The 22,702-nt window shown below is 72.2% G+C and carries 22 protein-coding genes; 10 read left to right on the plus strand and 12 right to left on the minus strand.

Going from position 1 to position 22,702, the window contains the following annotated elements:
- Positions 1 to 47: 47 nt before the first annotated feature.
- A complete protein-coding gene (locus tag GGQ69_RS08525; RefSeq protein ID WP_183527135.1) occupies positions 48 to 1,112 on the plus strand; it encodes a DUF808 domain-containing protein in 1,065 nt (354 codons plus the stop codon).
- 26 nt (positions 1,113 to 1,138) lie between these two features.
- Here the strand turns inward: GGQ69_RS08525 and GGQ69_RS08530 are convergent, their stop codons facing one another.
- Positions 1,139 to 1,573 carry a VOC family protein gene (locus tag GGQ69_RS08530; RefSeq protein ID WP_183527138.1) on the minus strand — a complete coding sequence of 145 codons (435 nt, stop codon included), beginning with the start codon at positions 1,571 to 1,573 and terminating at the stop codon, positions 1,139 to 1,141.
- 167 nt (positions 1,574 to 1,740) lie between these two features.
- On the opposite strand from GGQ69_RS08530, the gene GGQ69_RS08535 reads away from it, so the two are divergent.
- Together GGQ69_RS08535 and GGQ69_RS08540 are read left to right on the plus strand one after the other, a co-directional pair.
- A complete protein-coding gene (locus tag GGQ69_RS08535; RefSeq protein ID WP_255459455.1) occupies positions 1,741 to 2,649 on the plus strand; it encodes a macrolide 2'-phosphotransferase in 909 nt (302 codons plus the stop codon).
- A 122-nt stretch (positions 2,650 to 2,771) separates the two neighbouring features.
- Positions 2,772 to 3,611: a patatin-like phospholipase family protein gene (locus GGQ69_RS08540; protein WP_370577135.1), complete on the plus strand. Its 840-nt coding sequence runs from the start codon at positions 2,772 to 2,774 to the stop codon at positions 3,609 to 3,611.
- On the opposite strand, the gene GGQ69_RS08545 is transcribed toward GGQ69_RS08540, so the two are convergent.
- Complete coding sequence (locus GGQ69_RS08545) at positions 3,566 to 5,179, minus strand: SDR family oxidoreductase (protein WP_183527141.1); 1,614 nt, start codon at positions 5,177 to 5,179, stop codon at positions 3,566 to 3,568. The two genes, GGQ69_RS08540 and GGQ69_RS08545, sit on opposite strands and share 46 nt — an antisense overlap.
- A gap of 143 nt (positions 5,180 to 5,322) precedes the next feature.
- On the opposite strand from GGQ69_RS08545, the gene GGQ69_RS08550 reads away from it, so the two are divergent.
- A complete protein-coding gene (locus GGQ69_RS08550; RefSeq protein ID WP_183527143.1) occupies positions 5,323 to 5,802 on the plus strand; it encodes a pyridoxamine 5'-phosphate oxidase family protein in 480 nt (159 codons plus the stop codon).
- 56 nt (positions 5,803 to 5,858) lie between these two features.
- Here GGQ69_RS08550 and GGQ69_RS08555 read toward each other — a convergent pair whose 3' ends face one another.
- From GGQ69_RS08555 to GGQ69_RS08580, 6 genes are all read right to left on the minus strand, one after another.
- Positions 5,859 to 6,788 carry an NADP-dependent oxidoreductase gene (locus GGQ69_RS08555; protein ID WP_221243371.1) on the minus strand — a complete coding sequence of 310 codons (930 nt, stop codon included), beginning with the start codon at positions 6,786 to 6,788 and terminating at the stop codon, positions 5,859 to 5,861.
- Between the two features lie 47 nt (positions 6,789 to 6,835).
- On the minus strand, positions 6,836 to 7,183 hold the full coding sequence (locus GGQ69_RS08560) for a hypothetical protein (RefSeq protein ID WP_183527149.1): 348 nt from the start codon (positions 7,181 to 7,183) through the stop codon (positions 6,836 to 6,838).
- Positions 7,184 to 7,332: 149 nt separating this feature from the next.
- On the minus strand, positions 7,333 to 9,108 hold the full coding sequence (locus tag GGQ69_RS08565; protein ID WP_183527152.1) for a glycoside hydrolase family 15 protein: 1,776 nt from the start codon (positions 9,106 to 9,108) through the stop codon (positions 7,333 to 7,335).
- A gap of 32 nt (positions 9,109 to 9,140) precedes the next feature.
- A complete protein-coding gene (locus GGQ69_RS08570) occupies positions 9,141 to 9,950 on the minus strand; it encodes an alpha/beta fold hydrolase (RefSeq protein WP_183527155.1) in 810 nt (269 codons plus the stop codon).
- Positions 9,951 to 9,969: 19 nt separating this feature from the next.
- Positions 9,970 to 10,944, minus strand: coding sequence for an SRPBCC family protein (locus GGQ69_RS08575; protein ID WP_183527172.1), 975 nt, complete (start codon positions 10,942 to 10,944; stop codon positions 9,970 to 9,972).
- Between the two features lie 32 nt (positions 10,945 to 10,976).
- Positions 10,977 to 11,357: a metalloregulator ArsR/SmtB family transcription factor gene (locus GGQ69_RS08580; protein WP_183527175.1), complete on the minus strand. Its 381-nt coding sequence runs from the start codon at positions 11,355 to 11,357 to the stop codon at positions 10,977 to 10,979.
- A 196-nt stretch (positions 11,358 to 11,553) separates the two neighbouring features.
- On the opposite strand from GGQ69_RS08580, the gene GGQ69_RS08585 reads away from it, so the two are divergent.
- Complete coding sequence (locus tag GGQ69_RS08585) at positions 11,554 to 12,360, plus strand: SurA N-terminal domain-containing protein (RefSeq protein ID WP_183527178.1); 807 nt, start codon at positions 11,554 to 11,556, stop codon at positions 12,358 to 12,360.
- Here GGQ69_RS08585 and GGQ69_RS08590 read toward each other — a convergent pair whose 3' ends face one another.
- Both GGQ69_RS08590 and GGQ69_RS08595 read right to left on the minus strand, forming a co-directional pair.
- Positions 12,361 to 13,143: an SCO1664 family protein gene (locus GGQ69_RS08590; protein ID WP_183527180.1), complete on the minus strand. Its 783-nt coding sequence runs from the start codon at positions 13,141 to 13,143 to the stop codon at positions 12,361 to 12,363.
- A 9-nt stretch (positions 13,144 to 13,152) separates the two neighbouring features.
- Positions 13,153 to 13,803: a histidine phosphatase family protein gene (locus GGQ69_RS08595; RefSeq protein WP_183527183.1), complete on the minus strand. Its 651-nt coding sequence runs from the start codon at positions 13,801 to 13,803 to the stop codon at positions 13,153 to 13,155.
- A gap of 76 nt (positions 13,804 to 13,879) precedes the next feature.
- Between GGQ69_RS08595 and GGQ69_RS08600 the strand changes: the two genes are divergently transcribed.
- The 3 genes from GGQ69_RS08600 to GGQ69_RS08610 all read left to right on the plus strand — a co-directional run bounded on the left by GGQ69_RS08600 (position 13,880) and on the right by GGQ69_RS08610 (position 18,083).
- Positions 13,880 to 15,313 carry a sigma 54-interacting transcriptional regulator gene (locus tag GGQ69_RS08600; RefSeq protein ID WP_183527186.1) on the plus strand — a complete coding sequence of 478 codons (1,434 nt, stop codon included), beginning with the start codon at positions 13,880 to 13,882 and terminating at the stop codon, positions 15,311 to 15,313.
- Between the two features lie 9 nt (positions 15,314 to 15,322).
- A complete protein-coding gene (locus GGQ69_RS08605; protein WP_183527190.1) occupies positions 15,323 to 17,329 on the plus strand; it encodes a VWA domain-containing protein in 2,007 nt (668 codons plus the stop codon).
- Positions 17,330 to 17,396: 67 nt separating this feature from the next.
- Positions 17,397 to 18,083: an HD domain-containing protein gene (locus GGQ69_RS08610; protein ID WP_183527193.1), complete on the plus strand. Its 687-nt coding sequence runs from the start codon at positions 17,397 to 17,399 to the stop codon at positions 18,081 to 18,083.
- Between the two features lie 24 nt (positions 18,084 to 18,107).
- Here the strand turns inward: GGQ69_RS08610 and GGQ69_RS08615 are convergent, their stop codons facing one another.
- The gene (locus GGQ69_RS08615; protein WP_183527196.1) at positions 18,108 to 19,274 is read right to left on the minus strand and encodes an FAD-dependent oxidoreductase; all 1,167 of its coding nucleotides are present in this window, start codon (positions 19,272 to 19,274) and stop codon (positions 18,108 to 18,110) included.
- 277 nt (positions 19,275 to 19,551) lie between these two features.
- Here GGQ69_RS08615 and GGQ69_RS08620 point away from each other — a divergent pair, with 277 nt between their 5' ends.
- Positions 19,552 to 20,712 (plus strand): serine protease, encoded by a 1,161-nt coding sequence (locus GGQ69_RS08620; RefSeq protein ID WP_183527199.1) that lies wholly within the window; start codon positions 19,552 to 19,554, stop codon positions 20,710 to 20,712.
- On the plus strand, positions 20,709 to 21,203 hold the full coding sequence (locus GGQ69_RS08625; RefSeq protein ID WP_183527201.1) for a hypothetical protein: 495 nt from the start codon (positions 20,709 to 20,711) through the stop codon (positions 21,201 to 21,203). Before GGQ69_RS08620 ends, GGQ69_RS08625 begins: the two co-directional genes overlap by 4 nt.
- A 15-nt stretch (positions 21,204 to 21,218) precedes the next feature.
- Here the strand turns inward: GGQ69_RS08625 and GGQ69_RS08630 are convergent, their stop codons facing one another.
- Complete coding sequence (locus GGQ69_RS08630) at positions 21,219 to 22,685, minus strand: hypothetical protein (protein WP_255459457.1); 1,467 nt, start codon at positions 22,683 to 22,685, stop codon at positions 21,219 to 21,221.
- Between the last annotated feature and the right edge of the window lie 17 nt (positions 22,686 to 22,702).

Below are 22,702 nucleotides of genomic sequence, written 5' to 3' on the forward strand. Positions count from 1 at the left end.
GTCCATGACCGCCGCCCCGGCCAGCCCTCCCAGGACGGGGGCACCCGGTGAGCGGCGGCCTCGTCGCCCTGCTGGACGACGTCGCGGCACTGGCCCGCATCGCGGCCGCCTCCGTGGACGACGTCGCGGCCGGTGCCGCCAAGGCGAGCACGAAGGCCGCGGGCGTCGTGATCGACGACGCCGCGGTCACCCCGCAGTACGTCTCCGGGGCGGACCCGTCCCGCGAGCTGCCCATGATCAAGAGGATCTTCTGGGGCTCGCTGCGCAACAAGCTGCTGGTCATCCTGCCCGCCCTGTTGCTGATCAGTGCGTTCATTCCCTGGCTCATCCCGTTCATCCTCATGCTGGGCGGGACGTACCTGTGCTACGAGGGCGCGGAGAAGGTCTGGCACAAGGTGCGCGGTCACCACGGCACCGAGGAGACCCCGGCCGTCGAGCGGGGCCCCGCGGCCGAGGACAAGGTGATCAAGGGCGCCATCACCACCGACTTCATCCTGTCCTGCGAGATCATGGTCATCTCCATGAATGAGGTGGCCGACGAGTCCCTGTGGGTCCGCGCCCTGATCCTGGTGGTCGTGGCAATCGCCATCACCGTGCTCGTTTACGGCGCGGTGGGGCTGATCGTCAAGATGGACGACATCGGCCTGCACTTGACCACCAAGGACTCTCCCGGCACCCAGCGGTTCGGCAGGTTGCTGGTCCAGGGCATGCCGGCCGTCCTCGGCTTCATCACCTTCATCGGCACGATCGCCATGCTCTGGGTCGGTGGCCACATCATGCTCCAGGGCGCGTATGACCTCGGCTGGCACGCACCCTACGACCTGGTCCACGTGCTGGAATCCCCGTTCGCGGGCCTTCCCGTGGTCGGCGGGTTCCTGGCCTGGCTGGTGAACACGATCTGCTCGGCCATCCTCGGCCTGGCCTGGGGCCTGGTGATCATGGCGATCCTGCACCCGCTGCTCAAGGTCCTGCCGTTCGGCAGGGGAACCGCCACCGGCGAGGGCACGGGCGAGCACGAGGAGGGCGACCTCCGTGCCGCGCTCGCCGGCCACCGTCGCGCCGAGCGGGACCCGCGACCCGGCGCCGGAGGGGCCGACGGTCCCTCGCACTGAGGACGGACCGGCCCCATGCCCCGGGTTCAGGCCTGGGGCGTCTCACCGTCCACGCTGAACGCCCACATCACCCCGTAGCGGTCGAAGACCTGTCCGTACCAGCCACCCCACGGGGCCCGTTCGAAGGGCATGCCCACGGAGCCGCCGCCGTCCACGAGCCGCTGGATGACCGACTCGGCCTCCTGGGTACTCTCCAGCGTGTAGAGCAGTGAGTACGCGGTGTCCCGCAGCGGGTACTCCTTCTCGTCCATGACGTCACCGCCCGCAAGCTCGCCGCCGGGCAGGCTCAGGGTGACGTGCGCCACGGACTGCGGGTCCGGTGTGAAGGGCATGCCCTCCATGGCCGGCATGTCCCCGTAGCGCATGATCTCCAGCTCGCCCCCGAAGACCTCGTGCCAGTGCTCGAAGGCCTCCGCGGTGGTGCCGGGCAGCGAGATGTAGGTGGCCAGGTTCTTGCTCATGATCATGCTCCTGTGCTCGGCGGGTGCCGGTCGGGGCCGGGCCGGTTCTGGGTGGACCGCCGCGTCAGCCCTCGGAATGGGTGGCTCCAGCTTCCCCGCCGCCGGCCCGGCGGCGCATCTCCGATCCTGCTCAGCACGAGGGACGGGGGTGGTCCTAGACTGGGCCGATGGCCACCGACGACCCCTCGGCGATGACCGGGACCGCGATCCGTGCCCTGGCGGCCTCGGCCGGACTGTTGCTCGATGACGGCCCGATCCGGGTCAACGAGATGGGCCTGGACTTCCGCGTGGCGATCGCCCGGGACACCGCCGGCCAGGACTGGGTGCTGCGGATCCCCCGCCGCCCGGACGCCACCGCCCGGGCCCGGGACGAGGCCGTGACCCTGCGCCTGGTGGCCCCTCACCTGACCCCGGCCGTCCCGGACTGGCGGATCAGCAGACCGGACCTGATCGCCTATCCGCTGCTGCGCGGCGAGCCCGGGCTCACCCTCGACGACGACGGCACCCCGGTCTGGCACCTGGACACGGCCTCGCTGCGCTACGCCCGGTCCCTCGGGGACTTCCTGGCCGAACTGCACGGCATCGACCCGGACGAGGCCGCCGGCGCCGGGGTGCGGACCCGGGGTCCGGCCGAGGTGCGCCAGGCGTGGCGGAGGGACATCGACCGGGTCCTCGCCGCGTTCGAGGTGGCACCGGATCTCCGGGACCGGTGGGGAGCCTGGCTGGACGAGGACAGCTACTGGCCGCAGTGGTCGGTCCTCACCCACGGGGAGGTCTACCCCGCGCACACGCTCGTGGTGGACGAGCGCATCACGGCGGTCCTGGACTGGACGACGGCGGCCGTGGACGACCCCGCCCGGGACTTCGCCTTCCATCACGCCTCGGCCCCGCCGGAGGCCTTCGCCGTGACGATTCAGCGCTACACGGAACGCGGTGGCCGGGTGTGGCCGCGGCTGGCCGAGCACTGCGCCGAGCTGATCTCCGCCAGCCCCGTCGCCTACGGCGTCTTCGCCCTGGACACCGGTGTCGCAGAGCACCGGCAGGCCGCCGCGGCCCAACTGAACCCCGCGGGCTGACCCGGCAGGGCGGACCCTGGCCACGGACCGCCCGGCCGGCCCGGCACGGGCCGTTCACCCCGTGGACGCCGTCCAGCCACCAACGGTGACGTCGCCTCGCGTGGGCGGTCTACCATGGCGGCGTGGAGACCAACAGACCGGTGACGGCCTTCGTGCTGGCCGGCGGTGGCGTGCGCGGCGCCGTGCACGTGGGGCAGTTGCGCGCCCTGCTGGAGCGGGACATCACCCCGGACATGATCGTGGGGACCTCGGTCGGGGCCCTCAACGGTGCCGTCGTCGCCCGCAACCCCCACCCCGACGTGGCGCACGAACTCCTCGAGATGTGGCAGACGGACGAGGCGCGCGCCATCTACGGCCAGTCCTGGCTCAGCCAGGCCGGACGGGTGCTGCGGGGCCGGACCCACACCCTCTCCGCGCAGCCGCTCTGGGACCTGGTCAGCATGCACTTCCCCCACGACGCCCGGATCGAGCACCTCGAGCTGCCCTTCATCACGGTCGCCACCTCGATCGAACGCGCCTGCGAGCAGGCGTTCGACTCCGGCCTGCTGGTGCCGGCCGTCGTCGCCTCCTCCACGGTGCCCGGCCTCCTGCCTCCCACGCAGATCGCCGGCGAGCACTACCTCGACGGCGGCCTGGTCGCCTCGGTGCCGCTGGGCCAGGCGGTGCGCCGCGGGGCCACCACCATCTACGTGCTGCAGGCGGGCCAGCTGGACCGGGAGCTCACCGTCCCGACGTCGATGCTCGACACCCTGCGGGTCTCCCTGGCCATCTCCCGCCGCCACAGCTTCACGCACGCACTGGAACACGTCCCGGACGGCGTCACCGTCCACGTCCTGCCCACCGGTGGCCGCCCGAACGTGCGCGGACTGAAGTCCATGGTCTCCCTCGAGCACACCGTGGAGCGGGCCGAGCTGGCCTACGCGGCCACCTCGACCGCCCTGGACCGCGGGGTCATGCTCTGATCGTCCATCTCCTGGGCGGCGGCCAGGATGTTCCTCGCCATGGCCGGGAAGACGAGCGCGTGGAACGGCAGGATGGCCCGCCAGTAGAGCCGTCCCAGGATCCCCTGCGGGATGAACACGGCGCGCTGGCGGTACCTCGATCCACCGCCCTCCCGCGCGTCGACGCCCAGTTGCAGCCAGGCCCGTCCACCCGTCTTCATCTCGGCCCGCAGCGTCAGCAGCCGGCCCGGCTCGATCGCCTCGACGCGCCACCAGTCCACGTGGTCGTTCACCTTCAGCTGGCCCGGGTCCCGCCGGCCGCGGGCCATCCCGTAGCCGCCCAGCACCTGGTCCATCACCCCGCGGATCCGCCACAGCACCGGCGTCGAGTACCACCCGGTGGTCCCCCCGATCGCCTCGATGGCGCGCCAGACCGCGTGGGGTGAGGCCGCGCCGTCGCGCTGGCGGACATCGGTGAACACCGTGTGACCGGCCCACTCCGGATCGGAGGGCAGCGGTTCGGCGGGGTCCCGCACGGCCAGCACGTCGTCGTCCCACGTGGCCGGGACGTCCCCGGCGAGCTGGCGGGCGATGGCGCGCCGGCAGGCCTCGCGGTAGGGCGTCAGACCGCCGGGCGGGTCCGGGATCAGGGCCGCGATGTCGTGCTCCTCGGTGACCGCGTCCTCGGCCATGGACGCTGCCAGGGGCATCGCGATCCCCCGCGGGATGGGGGTGACCATGCCGATCCAGAACCCGGAGAGCCGCGGCGCCGGCAGCGGCGTGGCGAAGATGGTGCGCTTGGACAGCCCGGCCACCTCCGCGTAGTCGGACATCATCGTCTTGAACGGCTGGCTCGTCCCGCAGCCGATGTCGAAGGCGCGATTGACCGGCGCGCTCAGGGCGCAGGCGTGGGCGAGGTAGTAGAGCACGTCCCGGATGGCGATCGGCTCGATCCGGTTGTCCAGCCACTTCGGGCCGGGCATCACCGGCAGCCGCTCCGTGAGGTGCCGGATCATCTCGAAGGACACGGACCCGGAACCGATGATGACCCCGGCCTCGAACACCAGGGCCGGGACGGTGCCCGCCAGCAGGATCCGGGAGACCTGCTCTCGCGAGCGCATGTGGTCGGAGAGGTCCTCCAGGGGCTTGTCCGGGTGCAGGCCGCCGAGAAAGACGACCTGCTGGACGCCGGCGTCGGCCGCGGCCTGCGCCACCGTCTCGGCGATGAGCCGTTCACGGTCGATGAAGTCATCACCCCTGCCCATGGAGTGGACGAGGTACAGCACGGTGTGCACGTCCCGCATGGCCTCGCGGACCTGGTCGGGTTCCTGCAGGTCGGCCTCGGCCCGTTCGACGGCGTCGAACCAGTCCCGCGAGGCCAGGTCGTCCAGGTGCCGGGCCGTGGCCCGCACGGTGAACCCGGCGGCGAGCAGTTCCGGGACCAGTCGCCCTCCCACGTAACCGGTGGCACCGGTGACGAGCACCCTGCGGCCGGCACCGTCCGGCAGGGACAGGCCTAGGGGCGAGTCGGGGAGGTCCTGGTCGGAGGGGTCGGAGTAGGAAGGTCGCTGCTCGGCGTGCTGGCTCATGGACCCACGCTAGCCGCAGGCCTGCGGTGACGGTACCGGTGGCGCGGGCGCGCGGGTCATCCGGTCCCGGCACGGGCGTGCCACTGTTCAAGCCCCGTGTCCGTCTGCTGGACTGCAGGGACACCGCAACCGAAGGAGAGCCCATGAGCACGAAGGATCCCGTCAAGACCCTGCTGGAGAAACTGGCGGACACCAGCGTCTGCATGCTGACCACCACGCACGAGGGGCGCATCCACAGCCGCCCCATGGCCCTGCAGGAGGTCGACGAGGACCATGCCCTGTGGTTCCTGACCCGGCTGACGAGCCCCAAGATCGCGGACACGACCGGCGGCCAGGCCGTGAACGTGACCGTGGCGGAGAAGGGATTCTGGGCCTCCGTGTCCGGCACGGCCACGGTGGTGCGGGACGTCGAGCGCCAGAAGGAGTACTGGAGCAAGGCGACCGAGTCGTTCTACGGCGACGCCTCACCGGAGGACCCGCAGGTCGTGCTCCTGAGGGTCGAGCCGGACACCGCCGAGTACTGGGACTCCCCCGGGCTGGCGGCCACGGCGTTCGAGATGGTGCGGGGCAAGGTCACCGGGCAGCCGGCCCGGCCCGGTGACAACCCCACCGTCCAGCTCTGAACCGGTGACCGCGACCGCCGGCCGGCCCCGCGCTCTCGCGGGCGCCGGCCGGCGGCTCAGCGCTCGACGTCGATCACGATCTTGCCCCGGGCCTCGCCGGACTGGCTGAGTCGGAAGCCCTCCGCGACCTCGGCCAGGGGCAGCACCCGGTCGATGTCCAGGATCAGCTCTCCCCGCTCCACCCGCGCCAGCAGGTCCGCGAGGCCGTCGCCGTCGGGGCGCACCCACAGCCAGCGCCCGCCGTGGTCCTCCACGGCCGGGTCGGCGATGGACACGTGCCGGCCGCCGTCGCGCAGCACCGCCAGGGTCGTCTCCAGGACCCCCTCGGCGCCGGAGAAGTCGGCGACCGCCTGGACGCCGTCCGGGGCCAGTTCACGCACGCGCTCAAGGAGCCCCTCGCCGTACCTGACCGGGACCACGCCCAGGGCCTCCAGCTTCGGGAAGTTGGCCTCGGAGGCGGTGCCGAGCACACGGGCACCGGTGGCCACCGCCAGTTGGCAGGCCAGGTACCCGACCCCGCCGGAGGCCGCGTGGATCAGCACGGTGTCATCGGCCGTGGGGGCCAGCGCGTCGAGGGAACGGCGTGCGGTCAGCCCGGTGAGGGGCAGCGCCCCGGCCACGTCGTCCGTCACGGCCTCGGGGATGAGGGCGGCGAACTCGGCCGGGACGGTCACGTACTCGGCGAAGGTGCCGCCGGAGACGACCATCTTGCGGGCGTAGGCCGCGACCCGCTGGCCCGGGCTGAACTCCGGGGTGTCGGGCCCCACCTCCTCGACGACGCCCGCCACGTCCCAGCCGGGCACCACCGGGAAATGGGCGTCCATCATCGCGTCCAGGCCGCCGGACATCACCTTCCAGTCCACCGGGTTGACCGAGGACCGCCTGATCCGGATCAGGACCTGACCGGGGCCCACCTTGGGCCGGGGCAGGTCGGTCATCTCGAGGACACTGTTGTCTCCGTACCGGGAATACGTCATAGCTCGCATACCGGGCGCAACCATGGATCCGCGGCGGCTATTCCGTCCCGCCGGCCTCACTGGGTGTGCGAGGTGGCGATGTGCAGTTCCTCCAGGATGGACAGCACCGGCGTGCCCGGCTGCCCGATGGCATACAGCATGCTGGCCATGGCCTGCCGGACGGCCGCGGCCGGCCGCGTGGACCCGTGGGCGTTGGCGAACCGCATGAGGTGCTCGACGAGGGTGATGCGCTCGGTGGTGCGTTCCTCGCTGGGGTCGTTCAGGGTGTCCTCGACGGCCAGGATGGCCAGGCGGGTGGCCACGGCGGCCAGCGTGTCATAGCTGGCCCCGCAGCTGGTGAACGCCTCGGCGGTGCGGTAGTCGGCGGTCAGCAGGGGGGTCGGGGTGGTCGTAGGGGTGGTCATGACGACCTCGGGTGGGTGAGTGCTCTTTCCGTTGGACGAGACCACCGTAGGACCGGGCACGGACACGTTAGGCCGCCCCTGCCGGGACCCCGGGCACGGGGTGCAGCGGCCTGTGGCGTGAGCGACTCACCGGGGGAAGGGCGGTGGCGTCAGGGTGCGGTGAGCGGGACGGAGAGGTGCCGGGCGGTGTTGACGAGTCCGACGTGGCTGAAGGCCTGCGGGGTGTTGCCGAGGTGGCGGCCGGAGAGGGGGTCGTACTCCTCGGCGAGGATCCCGAGGTCGTTGCGCAGTCCCAGCAGACGCTCGAAGAGCTTCCGCGCCTCGGCGCTCCGGCCGATCCCGTGCAGCGCATCTGCCAGCCAGAAGCTGCACGCCAGGAACGCCCCCTCCGGCCCGGGAAGACCGTCCACCCCGGTCCCGGGCCGGTAGCGCAGCACGAGCCCCTCCTCGACCAGCTCGCGCTGGACCGCGTCGACCGTCCCGGCCACGCGCGCGTCGTTCCACGGCAGGAACCCCACCCTCGGGATCAGCAGCAGGGCCGCGTCCAGGCCGGTGGAGCCGTAGGACTGGGTGAAGGTGCCCCGCACCGGGTCGTATCCGCGGTCGCAGACCTCGTCGTGGATCTCCTGACACAGGGCCCGCCACCGCTCGACCGGACCGCACAGGCCGAACCGGTCCACACCGCGCACCGCCCGGTCCAGGCCCGCCCAGGCCATGACCTTGGAGTGCACGAAGTGCCGGCGTGGTCCGCGCACCTCCCACAGGGAGTTGTCCGGTTCCCGCCATCGGCCCTCGAGGTGTTCCACCAGCGCCTGTTGCAGGTCCCAGGCCTCGGCGACGGGGGACAGCCCCGAGGACCGGACCACGTGCAACCCGTCCAGCACCTCCCCCCACACGTCGAGCTGGAGCTGGGCCACCGCGGCGTTGCCGATCCGTACGGGGCGCGATCCCTCGTACCCGGAGAGCCAGTCCAGCTCCAGCTCGGTCAGCCGCCGGGAGCCGTCGATGCCGTACATGATCTGCAGGTCGGCCGGGTCCCCGGCCACCGCCCGCAGCAGCCAGTCCCGCCAGGCCCCGGCCTCCTGGACGTAACCGGTGCCGAGCAGTGCCTGCAGCGTGAAGGTCGCGTCACGCAGCCAGCAGTAGCGGTAGTCCCAGTTCCGGCTCCCGCCGAGCCGTTCGGGCAGGGAGGTGGTCGCCGCCGCCACGATCCCCCCGGTGGGGGCGTAGGTGAGGGCCTTGAGCAGCACCAGCGAGCGCGTGACCGCCTCCGCCCACTCCCCCGTGTACTCCGCCCGGCCCACCCAGTCCGTCCAGAACCGCTCGGTGCAGGACAGGTCACCGGCTGCGTCACTGGGCGCAGGAGGGCTGTGGTGTGAGGGGTGGTAGGTCAGGACGAAGGGTACGCTCTGCCCGGCGACGACCTCGAACTCGGCCACGGTCGCCAGGTGCTCACCGTGCAGCGCCACGGGGGTGTCCAGCCAGACGGCGTCGGGGCCGGCGATCGCGGAGAGCCGCTCCCCGTGACGGCGCACCCACGGCACGATGTGCCCGTAGTCGAACCGCAGCCGCAGCTCCATGCGCATCGGCACCCGTCCGCGGACCCCCTCGACCACCCGGACCAGGTCGGTGGCCTCACCCTCACGGGGCGGCATGGCGTCCACCACGCGGACCGTTCCCTCCGGGGACTCCCACTCGGTCTCCAGCACGAGCGTCTGTCCCCGGTAGCGGCGCCGGGTGCACGGCCGGGCGTCCGCCGGGGCGATCTGCCAGAAGCCGGCCTCGGCGTCCCCGAGCAACCGGGCGAAGCAGGCGCCGGAGTCGAACCGCGGCAGGCAGAGCCAGTCGATCGACCCGTCCCGGCCGACCAGGGCCATGGTGTGCAGGTCCCCGATGACCCCGTAGTCCTCGATGCCCTGCCCCATGGGTCTCTCCCGCCGCCGTCGGCGAGCCGGAATCAGGCCCCGGTGTGCTGGAGGAACCCGCGCAGCACCTCGACGAACTTCTCCGGCTCCTGCGAGTGCACCCAGTGGCCGGCCTCGCGGATGGTCACCCGGTGGGTCCTGGGGAACAACCCGCGCATGATGGGGGCGTACTCGTCCCGGACGTAGTCCGACCGGCCGCCGGCCACCCAGAGCACCGGCCCATCGTAGACCGCGTCCCCGGTGTCCGGGAAGCCGCCGATCGCGTCCAGGCTGGACCGCAGCAGCTCCAGGTTCGGCTCCCAGTGGAAGCCCTCCCGTCCGCTGCGCAGGTTCTGGAGCAGGAACAACCGGGTGGTGTCCCACGGGATGGGCTCCTTGAGGGCCTCGTCCGCGTCCGACCGCCGCTGGAGCGCGGACAGGTCCACGGCGGCCAGGCTGTCCAGCAGGTGGGCGAACTCGCCCTCGGCGCCCCCGGCCTGGGTGGGGGCGATGTCCACCACGACCAGCCGGGAGACCAGGTCCGGGTGGCGCAGTGCCAGCACCATCGCCACCTTGCCACCCATCGAATGCCCGACGACGGCGACCGGGCCCTGCGCGGCGAAGCCCTCGCGCAGGGCCCGGGCCAGGGAGTCCGCCATCTGCCGGTAGTCCACCGTCTCCGTCCAGTCGGACTGCCCGTGGTTGGGCAGATCCACCAGCAGGCTCCGGTAGTCCGGCGCCAGGTCCTTGGCGATCCGGGTGAAGTTCTTGCCGCGCCCGAACAGGCCGTGCAGGAAGACCACGCGGTCACCGTGGTCGCCGATGGCGGTGGTGTGCAGGGAACTCGTCTGGATGTCAGCCACAGCTTGAGCCTAGGTGAGCTCAGGCGGCGGCGAGGACCTCCGACTCGAGGCGGGCGTAACTGGCCTCCATGCCGTCGGCCATGCCGGTGCCCAGGACGGTCTCGCGCGCACCCTCGGGGAAGGTCATGAGCAGGGACAGCAGGGTGCCGCCCTCGACCTCGGTGAGGGTGAGTTCGTTGACCACCGGCGGGCTGTCCTGGCCGGTCATCGACTCCGTGGTGACCACGCGGTGCGGGGCCTCGATCTCCAGGACCTCACCCGTGAAGCCGAACCGGTTCCCCCCTCCCTCCTGTTCCCACTCGTACCGATAGGTGTCCCCGACGGCGGTGCCGACCTCGCAGACCGGCATGGACCAGCCGTCAGGACCCAGTTGCCACCGCGTGAGCAGCTCCGGGTCGTGGTGGGCCCGCCAGACCTGGTCCTTGGTGCCGTGGACGATCCGGCTGAGCCGTGCCCGGTCCTCCCCGATCAGCTGGGTGCGCACCGGTTGTCCCGCGGCGAAGGACTGCCGGTCGGCCAGGACGGCGTCCATCTGGCCCATGGCGGACAGGGTGCCCTCCTCCATGCCCATTCCCAGCAGCTGCTCGAGCTGCTCGGACGAGTCGAAGTGGGTGGTGGTGGTCACCCGGGAGCCGGCGTCCGTCTCCTCGAAGGTGAAGACCATGCGCATGGTCGGCATCTGCCGGTCCTTCGACCCGTCCTCGGCGCGGAAGCCGTCCAGCACCTCGAAGGAGCGGCCGGGGTCCACCGCGAGGTACTCGAAGTACCCGCCGGCCTGCTGCCCGTCCGGGCCGGTCATCAGGTAGTGCGACTCCCCGCCGGGGTAGAGGTCGTGCCGGGTGAAGGTGGCCGGCCAGTCGACCGGGCCCCAGAACCGCTCCAGCTGGCGCGGGTCCGCGTAGGCGTCCCAGAGCCGGCGGACGGGGACGGGGAACTCGGCCACGATGGTCATGGTCAGGGTACGGGGGTCCTTGGTGACGTCGATGACAGGCATGTCGGTGCCTTCCAGTCGGGGCGAGGCCGGGGTCAGGCGGGGGCCGCCGGGTCCGCGGGCGGTCCGCCGGCCGGGTTACCGGCCAGCAGCGCGTCCAGGCGGTCGATCCGCCGGCGCCAGAGCTCCTCGTACTGATCCAGCAGGAGCTGGGCCTTGCGCAGGGTGTCGGGGTTGCCGCGGACGAGGCGTTCGCGGCCGTGTCGGTTCTTGTGCACGAGTCCCGCTGATTCGAGGACGGAGACGTGCTTCTGGACGGCCGCGAACGACATCTCGTACGCGGCGGCAAGAGCGGAGACGGTGATCTCCTCCGTGAGGGTCCGCCGGACGATGTCCCTCCGCGTCGCATCCGCGAGGGCCCGGAAGATCCGGTCCACCTCGTCGTCGCTCAGCGTCAGTGACGTGTCATCGACCACCGTGGCCTCCTGGTGTGTCCCGGTCAGATATACAACCGGATGGTTGTACGTTAGGGCGTGGCCTCCTCGGCGTCAACCCCCTGCCGGCCCGGCAGCGTCGTCCGAGTCTGTGCGCGTGCTGACCGCTTCCTGACCGCGACGCCCAGCGTGGCTTGCTACGGTGCCCGGGCCATCTCCAGAAAGGACGGTCATCCTCATGCGGAGGAAACTGCTCACCAGCGTCGCACTCGTCGGCTCGCTCCTCGCCCTCGGGGCCTGCGGCAGCGCGGATGCCGAACCCACCACCGCCGGCACGGCCTCCACCGAGGCGGCCGGCGCGAGCCAGGCCGCGCCCGAGAACGGTCAGGAGGCCATGCCGGAGCCCGACCTGAAGGGGATCCCGGACGTCGTCGCCACCGTCAACGGCGAGGAGATCTCCGGGAAGGACTTCTCGGGTGTCTACGAGTCCCAGTTCCAGCAGATGGCCCTGCAGGCGCAGATGTCCGGCCAGGAACTCGACCAGGACGCGTTGAAGAAGCAGACCCTGGACTCCATGGTGGGCAGCGAGCTGCTGGTCCAGGACGCCCAGGCCAGCGGGCACGAGGCCACGGACGAGGACGTCGACGCCCTGCTGGAGGAGACCGCGAAGTCCCAGCAGCTCGGCTCCGTCGACGAGCTCATGGCGGCCTACAAGGAACGGGGCTTCGCCGAGGACCAGGTCCGTTCCGATGCCCGGAAGCAGGTGCTCATGACGGCCGCCATCCAGGAGATCGACGTCCCGAAGCCCACCGAGAAGGAACTGAAGGCCCTCTACGACCAGGCCGTGGCCTCCCAGCAGCAGGGCGGCGGTCAGGGCGGCGGTCAGGAGGGCGAGGGCGGGGCCAGCCCCTCCGCCAAGACCCCGTCCTTCGAGGAGGCCAAGCCGCAGCTCGAGCAGCAGGTCACCTCACAGAAGCAGAACGAGGCCATCATGCAGCGCATGGAGGAGCTGAAGAAGGACGCGGACGTGGAGGTCAGGCTCTGATCAGATGAGCGGCCAGGGGAAGCGCATCCCGCTGGGGTCCTGCGGGAACCGCGGTGCGGTGAGCAGCTGACGGACCCGCGCCTGCAGGGCATCGGCCTCACGCCAGTGGAGCAGGTCCGCCAATTCCCCGGGCACCTCCTCGGCGAGCGGGGCGACGTCGGCCACCAGACCGGGGTCGATCTCCTCACCGGCGAAGTCCCACATCACCGTGCGCAGCTTGTACGGGGCGGCGAAGCACAGCCCGTGGTCGATCCCCCACAGGCGCCCGTCCGTCCCGGCGAGCACGTGCCCGGCCTTGCGGTCCGCGTTGTTGGCCACGAGGTCGAACAGGGCCAGCCGGCGCAACTGGTCGACCACGGCGAGGGGGTCCTCGGGGCCGGCCGGTCCCGCGAGCGCCACCGCATCGGCGGCGCCGTCCAGCAGGACGAAATAGTGCCGGTCCGGGTCGTGCTCGATGAACAGCTGCAGCGACCCGACGCCGAAGGGGGCCTCCTCGCGCACGACCGTGGGCGGCACGAGACCCCAGCCGAGCGCCTCGCTGAGCAGGAAGGCGGCACTCTCCCGGCGGTGCAGCCCGGGCGGGAAGTCCCGCAGCGGCCGTTCACCGAGCTCCGGCTTGTAGATCGCCCAGTGCTGCACCTCCCCGAGGGTGAGTTCGGCGAGGAAGGTCTCGTTGCTGCTGTTCACCATCCGGCCCAGCAGCTCGATCTCCCCGCGCCGCAGCAGGTCCACGTCCGGGACGCGCGGTGCACCCGCGGGATCGGGGGACACGTCGGCGGACACGGCGGGGACCTAGGACGCCCGGAGCTCGGCCAGCGAGTCCTGCGTGGAGTTCACGGTCAGCACCACCGGGTCCTCACCGTCCCGGTAGGCGATGGCCGAGACCGAGCAGGGGCCCACGCTCAGGCGCTGGAAGCGGTTCAGCGGCGTGCCCAGGGCGTCGGACACGGCCACCCGGATGGGGTCCGCGTGGGAGAAGCACACGACCGTCCCGCCCGGATGGGCCCGCCGCAACCGCGTCAGGGTGTGGGCCATCCGGTCCCGGATCTCCACGAAGCTCTCCCCGTTCGGGAAGCGGAACGCCTCCGGTTCGTGCTGGACGGTGTGCCACTCCGGCAGCCGTGCCAGCTCGGCCAGCGACCGGCCGGTCCAGTCGCCGAACTCCCCCTCGATGAGCCCCGCCTCGGTGAGGACCGGCACCCCGGTGCGCTCCGCCGTCGGGCCCGCGGTCTGCAGGGTGCGTTCCAGGGGCGAGGAGTACACCGCGGTGACCGGCAGTGCGGCCAGTCGCCCGGCCACCCGGTCGGCCTGGTCCCGGCCGGCCTCGGACAGGTGCAGTCCCGGGGCACGGCCCGGCAGCACCTGTCCGGTGGTGGGCGTCTGTCCGTGCCGCACCAGCAACAGCAGGGTGGGGGGCTGGGGGGTCTGGCTGTCCTGGTCCATCACGGCCAGCCTAGGACGCGCCCGGGTCCCGGGACACCCCTCGACGCGTCCGGGGCGTGGGACTAGCGTGAGGACCGTGAGCACCCGTCCCGAGATCAGCACCCTGGCCGAGCTGCGCGCCTCCGGGCACCGCATGCGGACCCTGCGCGAGGAGATTCGCGAGAACCTGCTGGCCGCCCTGGCCGCGGGCGTGGACCCCTGGCCCGGACTGCACGGCTTCGGGACCACCGTCATCCCGCAGCTGGAGCGTGCGTTGATCGCCGGGCACGACGTCGTCCTGCTCGGCGAGCGCGGGCAGGGCAAGACCCGGTTGCTGCGCACCCTGAGCGGGCTGCTGGACGAGTGGTCGCCCGTGATCGCCGGCTCCGAGCTCAACGAGCACCCCTACGCACCGATCACGGCCGAGTCGATCACGCGCGCCGCCACTGACGGGGACCGGCTCCCCGTGGCCTGGCGGCACCGCTCCGAGCGGTACGTGGAGAAGCTCTCCACCCCGGACACCTCGGTGGCCGACCTCATCGGGGACGTGGACCCGATGCGGGTGGCGGAGGGACGGCGCCTGGGCGACCCGGAGACCATCCACTACGGACTGGTGCCCCGCGCCAACCGCGGGATCGTGGCCCTGAACGAGCTGCCTGACCTGGCCGAGCGGATCCAGGTGGCCCTGCTGAACGTTATGGAGGAGCGGGACATCCAGGTCCGCGGCTACGTGCTGCGCCTGCCGCTGGACGTCCTGGTGGTGGCCTCGGCCAACCCCGAGGACTACACCAACCGCGGCCGGATCATCACCCCGCTCAAAGACCGCTTCGGGGCGGAGATCCGCACCCACTACCCGCTCGAGCTGTCCGATGAGATCGCCGTCATCCGGCAGGAGGCCCACCTCACGGCCGAGGTCCCGGACGTGCTGCTGGAGATCCTGGCCCGGTTCACCCGCGCCCTTCGCTCCTCCTCGGCGGTCAACCAGTCCTCGGGCGTCTCGGCCCGGTTCGCGATCGCCGGGGCCGAGACGATCGCGGCGGCGGCCCGCCACCGGGCCACGGTGCGCGGCGGCACCGGCGGTCGGGGCGAGGACGGCCCGGCCGGCGCCGACGAGGCGGTCGCCCGGCTGGTGGACATCGAGGCCGCGGTCGACGTGCTCGGCGGCAAGATCGAGTTCGAGTCCGGTGAGGAGGGCCGCGAGGACGAGATCCTCGAGCACCTGCTGCGCACCGCCACCGCGCAGGCGGTGCGCGAGCACTTCGCGGGGCTGGACCTGGCCCCGCTCGTGGACGCCTTCGACGGGCACCGCACCATCACCACCGGGGAACGGGTCACCGCCGGGGAGTTCCTCGCCGAGCTGCCGGAACTGGAGGACCCGGGACTGTACGACGAGATCGCGGCCCGGGCCGGGGCCAACGGCGCGTCCAGCCCGGGCCACCGCGCCGGGGCCATCGAGCTCGCCCTGGAGGGGTTGTTCCTGGCCCGGGAGCTGTCCAAGGAGTCCGGGGACGGGCAGACCGTCTACGGCTGAGGAGACACCATGCGCCACGGCAGGTCATCACGCTACGGCCGCTATGCCGGCGGCCCCGATCCGCTCGCGCCCCCGGTCGACCTGTCCGAGGCCCTGGACGCCGTGGCCGAGGACGTCATGGCCGGATACTCCCCCGAACGGGCCCTGCGCGAGTACCTGCGCCGGGGGTCCCGGACGATGACCGGACTGGACGACCTGGCCGGCCGGGTGGCCCAGCGCCGCAAGGACCTGCTCGGCCGGCACCGCCTGGACGGCACGCTCCAGGAGGTGCGGCGCCTGCTGGACGAGGCGGTGCTCGAGGAGCGCAAGCAACTGGCCCGGGACATCCGGATGGAGGAGACGGACCGGTCCTTCCGGGAGATGCAGCTGCAGAACCTCCCCCCCTCCACCGCGGCCGCCGTCACCGAGCTTTCCTCCTACGACTGGCAGTCCTCCACGGCCCGTGAACGCTACGAGCAGATCAAGGACCTGCTGGGCCGGGAGATGCTGGAGGCGCGCTTCACCGGGATGAAGGACGCCCTGCAGAACGCCACGGACGAGGACCGGGCCGCCATCACCGAGATGCTGCGCGACCTCAACCAGCTGCTGGACAAGCACGCCCGCGGCGAGGACACCCCGCAGGACTTCGAGGACTTCATGGCCCGGCACGGCGACCAGTTCCCGGAGGACCCCCAGGACATAGACGAGCTGATCGACGCCCTGGCCAAGCGCTCGGCCGCCGCCCAGCGCATGCTGCGGTCCATGACGCGCGAGCAGCGGGAGGAGCTCATGGACCTGTCCGCCCAGGCCTTCGGCTCCCCCGAGCTGATGGACCAGCTCAGCCGGCTGGACGCCAACCTGCAGGGCCTGCGCCCCGGTGAGGACTGGTCCGGTTCGGAGTCCTTCGACGGGGACCAGGGCCTGGGACTGGGTGACGGCACCGGCGTGCTCCAGGACCTCGCCGAGCTCGACGAACTGGCCGAGCAGCTCTCCCAGTCCTATGCGGGCTCGACCCTGTCCGACCTCGACGTCGACGCGCTCGACCGCCACCTGGGTGACGACGCCGCGGCCTCCGCCCGGACACTGGCCGCCCTGGAGAAGGCCCTGCGCGACTCCGGCCTGCTGCGACGAGGCACCGACGGGGACCTGCGGCTCTCACCGCGGGCCATGCGCCGGCTGGGGCAGTCCCTGCTGAAGGACGCCGCGGGCCGGCTCTCGGGCCGCCAGGGCCAGCGGGACACCCGCCATGCCGGGGCCGCCGGGGAACTGACCGGATCCAGCAGGCCCTGGCAGTTCGGGGACGCCGAGCCGTGGGACGTCACGCGCACGGTGACCAACGCGATCGGCCGCACGGCCGCCGAGGGCCGGAATCCGGCGTCAGGGCTGCGGCTCCAGGTCCAGGACGTGGAGGTCCAGGAGACCGAGGACCGCACCCAGGCGGCCGTGGTGCTGCTGGTGGACACCTCGTTCTCCATGGCGGCCGAGGGCCGCTGGGTCCCCATGAAGCGCACCGCGCTGGCCCTGCACCACCTGGTCTCCACCCGGTTCCGCGGGGACGCGCTGCAACTGGTGAACTTCGGCCGCTACGCCCAGACCGTCACCGTCGACGAGCTCACGGCCCTGCCGCCGCTGCGGGAGCAGGGCACCAACCTGCACCACGGGCTGTTGCTGGCCAGTGCGTTCTTCCGGAAGCACCCCACCCGGCAGCCCGTGCTGCTCGTGGTGACCGACGGGGAGCCCACCGCCCGCCTGATGGCCCACGGGGAATCCTGGTTCTCCTACCCGCCCGAGCCGGAGACCCTGCGCGCCACGGTGGCCGAACTGGACCGGGTGGGCCGGAACGGGGCGGAGATCACCTTCTTCCGGCTGGGCGACGACCCGGGGCTCGAGCGTTTCCTCACCGCCATGGCCCGCCGGGTGGGTGGTCGCGTGGTGGCGCCGGACCCGGAGGACCTGGGGGCCGCCGTCGTCGGGGAATTCCTGCGCAGCCGGCGCCCGCGGTTCCCCTCCTCCTTCGGTGACCTGGACTGGGACTGACCGCACCCTTCCGTCCAGCGGGACACCGGGCTGGACGACGACGGTCCGCTCGCCCAGCATGTCAGTCATGAGCCCGCAGACACGCACCGCCGCCAACCAGCTGGGACGCGACGTCTCGGCGTTCCTGCCCGACCGCGCCAGCCTGCGCGGACTGCCCGACCTCGACGAGGACCAGCGGCGGATCTGGGACCTGGCCGCGCCCCACCTGCGCGTGCGCGGCAACGACCGGCATTCGCTCTACGCCTTCGGGATCGCGGCCGCGCTGCTGGAGTTCCACCCGGAGGCGGACGCCGACGTGGTGCTCCCGGCCATCCTGCTGCACGACGTCGGCTGGTCCCGGGTCCCGGAGGACGAGGTGCTGGAGGCGATCGCCCCCGGTGGCGGGAGACCGGACCTGGTGCTGCTGCACGAACGGGAGGGCGCCCGGATCGCCGGTGAGATCCTGACGGAGGTGGGTCACCCCGGTGAGAGCATCCGGCGCATCCTGGAGATCATCGACGGTCACGACAGCCGCAGGGAGTCCCTGTCCATCGAGGACTCGATCGTCAAGGACGCGGACAAGACCTGGCGGGTGACCCCGTCGGGACTGGACACCATCATGGGCTGGTTCGGCCTGGAGCGGCCGGCGGCACTGGCCCTGGCCGCGTCCCGCGTGCTCGGCCACCTGTTCACGGACGAAGCCCGGGCACTGGCCATGGGGCTCACCGCCCTGGAGTCGCTCGCCGGGTCGGAACCGGTGCGCGCGCTGGACTGAACGGGGTCACCCCGACGGCCCCGGTCACCGTGCTGATGACGTCCGGCCCGTGACGCCCCGGGCGAGCAGCCGGCCGGCGCCCGGCAGGGCCATCAGGTGCAGCATCAGCAGGCGCCGGCGGCGGGCGGCCTCGGATCGCGGCAGGAACCACTCGGCACCCCGGCGGCCGGCCCGCTGGGCGGCGGTGACGACGGGGCGCCACTGCGCCTGGTACCCGCGCAGCGCGGCGGGGACGGAGGGTGCGGTGACGAGGTGGTCGGCCAGGACGCAGGCGCCGGCGACGGCCAGCGAGGCCCCCTGCCCGGCGAGCAGTGAGACCGCCTGGCAGGCGTCGCCGAGCAGGACCACGTTCCCGCGCCGCCAGTCGGGCACCTCCACCTGGGCCACCTGGTCGTAGTAGACCTCCTCCCCCGGCGGACAGCGGTCCAGGGTCCGGGCGGCCACCCGGCCCAGGCCGGCGTACCTGTCCCGTAACGCCGCCCGCCGGTCCGCCGGCAGGTCCGGGTCATCACTGGTGTGGGCCATGAACGCCGCCACGCGGTCCCCGTCCAGGCCGTACAGGCCGAGGGTGCGGTCCACCGTGTCCGTCATGACGAACCGGCCGGCCAGCGCGGCGTGCACCTGCCGGTCGTCGAAGGTGTAGGCCGCCGTGTGCAGTCCCAGGTACCGGATGAACTGTTCCTCGGCACCCCACAGGTGACGGCGGACGTGGGAGTGGATCCCGTCGGCGCCGACGAGCAGCCCTGCGTCCCGGACCGATCCGCCGGCGAACGCCACCCTCACCCCGTCGCCCCGGTCCGTGACCTCCCGGACGGTGTCCCGGTAGCGGAACTCCGCGGCGTCACCGATCGCCTCCCGCAGTGCCCGTTCCAGGTCCGGCCGCATGATGCTCAGCAGTCGGCCGTCCAGGGCGCGGGCCAGACGGGCGTACCCCACCGAGGCGCGGGTCCGTCCCCGCTCGTCCACATAGGCCAGGGCGTCGACGTCGTGGCTCAGTTCCCGGAGCCGGCCCAGCAGTCCCATCCGCTCCGCGGCCTCGTACCCCGGTCCGAAGAAGTCCATCATGTATCCCTGCTCGCGGAGTCCCGGCGCGCGCTCCACCAGGGTGACCTCCCAGCCGTGGCGCACCAGTTCGTGGGCCAGGGACAGCCCGGCGATGCCGGCCCCGCAGATCACGGCAGACCCGATCATGGCGGCGACGGTATCAGCCGGTTCCCCGCCCGTCACCGGCCGCCACCCGCGCCCGCCCCGGCCCTCCCCGCCCGCCGCGCAGGTGCCGTCGGCACACGCGTCGACACTCGGGGGCACGCCGACCCGGACGACGGTGGACCGCCGGAACCTTGACTTCTGTCCGGGCCGCGTCCAATCATGTGAGCCACCGACGCTCTGGTGACCCCCAGACCGCGGCTGTCCGGTTGCCCGTCGACGAGGTGTGGCCGGATCCGCAGACCGACCGAGGGATGGACCCATGGACCACGCGAACCCACGGAGATGGTGGTTCCTCCCCACCGCAGCGCTGGCGGCCGCCGCCCTGGTCACGTCCCCGGTGCCGGCGTACGCCGACACGGACGGGCGGCCGGGCCGGGAGGCGACGACGACGACCGTCGCCGCCGCGCCGGTCACGGACGACCTGACGGGCCTCGCGCCCACCCCGGGGTCCCGGGGCCCGGGGACCGCCGAGGACGACGTGGAGACCGTGACGGAGTACTGGACGCCCGAGCGCATGGAGCGGGCCATCCCGGCCGACGAACCGGAGGGCGGGGGCACCGGTCAGGAGTCCGGTGCGCGGGCCTCGGCCGCCGCCGCGGATGAGTCCCCCTCCTCCCCCGCGGACGAGTCCGACCCGCCCACCATCATCGCCGAACCGGCTCCCCCCGCCGACGACCCGGCCGGGGCGCCGGCTCCGACCAGCGCCGAGTCCTCCCCCGTGGCGGCCGGCGACTCCCCCACCAACGGCAAGGTCTTCTTCCGCAACCAGCAGGACGGACGGGACTACGTCTGCTCCGGGTCCGCGGTCAACAGCGCCTCGAAGCGTCTCGTGATCACGGCCGGACACTGCGTGCACGGCGGACCGGGCGAGACCTGGCACGCGAACTGGGTGTTCGCCCCCGGGTACGATCACGGCCCCGGGACCGAGGGGACGTTCGCCGCGGCATCGTTCAGGGCCTTCGACGAGTGGATCACCCATGGCGCGAGCGGCCGGGGCTTCAGTTCCGACGTGGCCCTCGTGACCACCCAGGACAACGAGAACGGCGAGACCGTGGCCGACGCCGTGGGGGGCCACGGCCTGGCGACCGGCGGTAGCCGGGAGTTCGACGCGTCCGTCTTCGGCTACCCCGTCAACCTGGACGCCGGTGAGCGGATGTGGACGTGCACGGGAACGACCGTCACCCAGCAGGTCGAGACCTTCCTGTTCCCCTCGATCAGCGGTTGCGACTTCGGCCCGGGCTCCTCCGGTGGTCCGTGGCTGGCCGAGTACGACGACTCGACCGGCCGGGGCTACGTGCGCAGCGTGACGTCGTTCGGTCCCTCGAACAGCACGGCCTACATCAGTGGCCCCTACTTCGATGAACGCGTCGAGGAGCTGTACGCCGCCGCTGAGGACGACGGGAGTGGTGAGACCCCGTGAGACCGATCTCCCGCGGCGGGTACCGCCTCGTGGCCGTCCTGGCCGGGGTGGCCCTGCTGACGGCTGCGGGGGCCGGGTGTGCCCGTCAGGATCCGGGCGGCGGGGACGAGAGTGGTGGCAGTGAGGTGAGCGGCAGTTCCACCGCCCATTCGGCCCCCACGCAGGACACCGGGGACGCCGTCGTGGACGACGAGCCCCGGGACGACCTGACCGGCCAGCAGGTCGTGGAGTGGACGGACTACGAGGTCGTCTCGGAGCGGGAACTGCGCTTCCACTTTCCCACCGGGACGCCCGACTGCTACGGATCGCGCACCGCCGTCGAGGAGGATGACTCCGGCATCCGGGTGGCCACGATCGTCGGTTTGGTGCCCGGTGCACCGGAGAACTGCGCCCTGGTGGGCCGGACCGCCTCCATCGTGGTGACGACCGAGACCCCGGTCGGGGACCGGACGGTGGAACACCTCGAGGTGGCTGACGAGGACCTGCCGTAGCACCCGGGGTGGCCGTCAGTGCCCGTGCCCCCCGTGGTCCTGGTCTGCGTCGGCCTGCTCGCCCTCGGAAGCGGCGGCGCCTGCCGTGATCGACGCGGGGGCCTCGGGGTGCCCGGTGACCACGGCCATCTCCACGGGGCTCACCGGCAGGTAGACCTCCTGGACGACCTCACCGGCCTCCAGGTCCACCACGACCAGCTTCTGCTGTTCGGCGTCGGTGACGTAGGCCATCGACCCGGCGGTCTTGAGGATGGGGCCGGGCTGCTGCCATTCGTCCTTCTCCTCCCAGGACTCGATCACCGGGATCTCGCCGGTGATCGTCCCGGTCTGCTCGTCGATGACCTTCAGCTCACCGTCATATGTCAGCACCAGCGCCTCTCCCTCCGGACCCCGGGCCAGGGACCGGAACCAGTACGACGAGCCCAGCTCCACGGTGGTCAGAGAGTCCTCCAGGGAGTCGATCAGGGCCACCTCGGTCGGGCGCTCCTGCTCGGCCTCGGCGTCGGTCTTCATATCGGCCAAGACGATCGAGGAGTGCTCAGAGCCGGCCAGGTTGCCGTTGCGCACGTAGTCACCGTCGACGGGCACCTTGTGGAAGGCTCCGCCGCGGTAGACGACCGGTCCGTCCTCGCAGCCCAGCACCACCACGTCACCGCTCTCGTCCGGAGCGGCCGCGGTCTCACCGTGCACGCCGGGGCATTCGGAGATCTCGGCGACGACCTCGTCGCCGTCCCTGACCTGCACGGTGTCACGGGACTCCTCGGTGCCCTGGGTGGTCAGCAGGGTGCCATCGGTGAGCTCCAGTGCCACGCCATGGTGGGCGGCGTCGGTGGAGGCCCGCTCGGTGCGGGGCTGGCCCTCCTTGAGGTGCTCGGACGTGAAGGTCTGGATCGAACCGTCGCCATCGGCGAAGAGCGTGGTCATCCCCTGGTGGACCACCACGTGCCCGGCGTGCGGGGCATCGAACCGGATCCCGCTCAGGCCCGGCTCGGAGGTGTAGTAGTGGAAGTGCCCACCATGGCCCTGCGCATCGATGCCGGTGTTGTACACCTCGAAGCCGTCACCGCCGGCGACCATGACGTGCTGACCGTCCCCGGCATGGTGCAACCGCCAGAACCCCGGCTTCCGCTCCTCGTGGACCACCTCCCCGGACTCGGGGTCCACGGTGAGCAGGCCCCCGTCATGACTGAGCACCACCCGAGGGGCGATGGAGGCGACCTCGGTCCGGGAGGCGCGCTGCTCCGCGTTGACCGGCCCCTCGGTGGTCGATGCGGCGGGGGAGGACGCACCGGTGCCGACGGTGGCCGCGGAACCCCCCGTCCCGGCACCCGGCCCCGGTGCGCAGGCGGAGACGACCAGGGCGAGGGCTCCCAGGGCGACGGCTGTACCCAGGGGGCGTCGAGCGTGCGGGGAGGTGCCCGTCGTGCGGAACGGGACGGTCGCGGGAGAGGGGCGCTCGACAGGCGGGAACGAGGTGTGCATGCCGACGACTCTAATCG

It is taken from the genome of Micrococcus sp. TA1 (assembly GCF_014199555.1).
Classification (GTDB): domain Bacteria; phylum Actinomycetota; class Actinomycetes; order Actinomycetales; family Micrococcaceae; genus Citricoccus.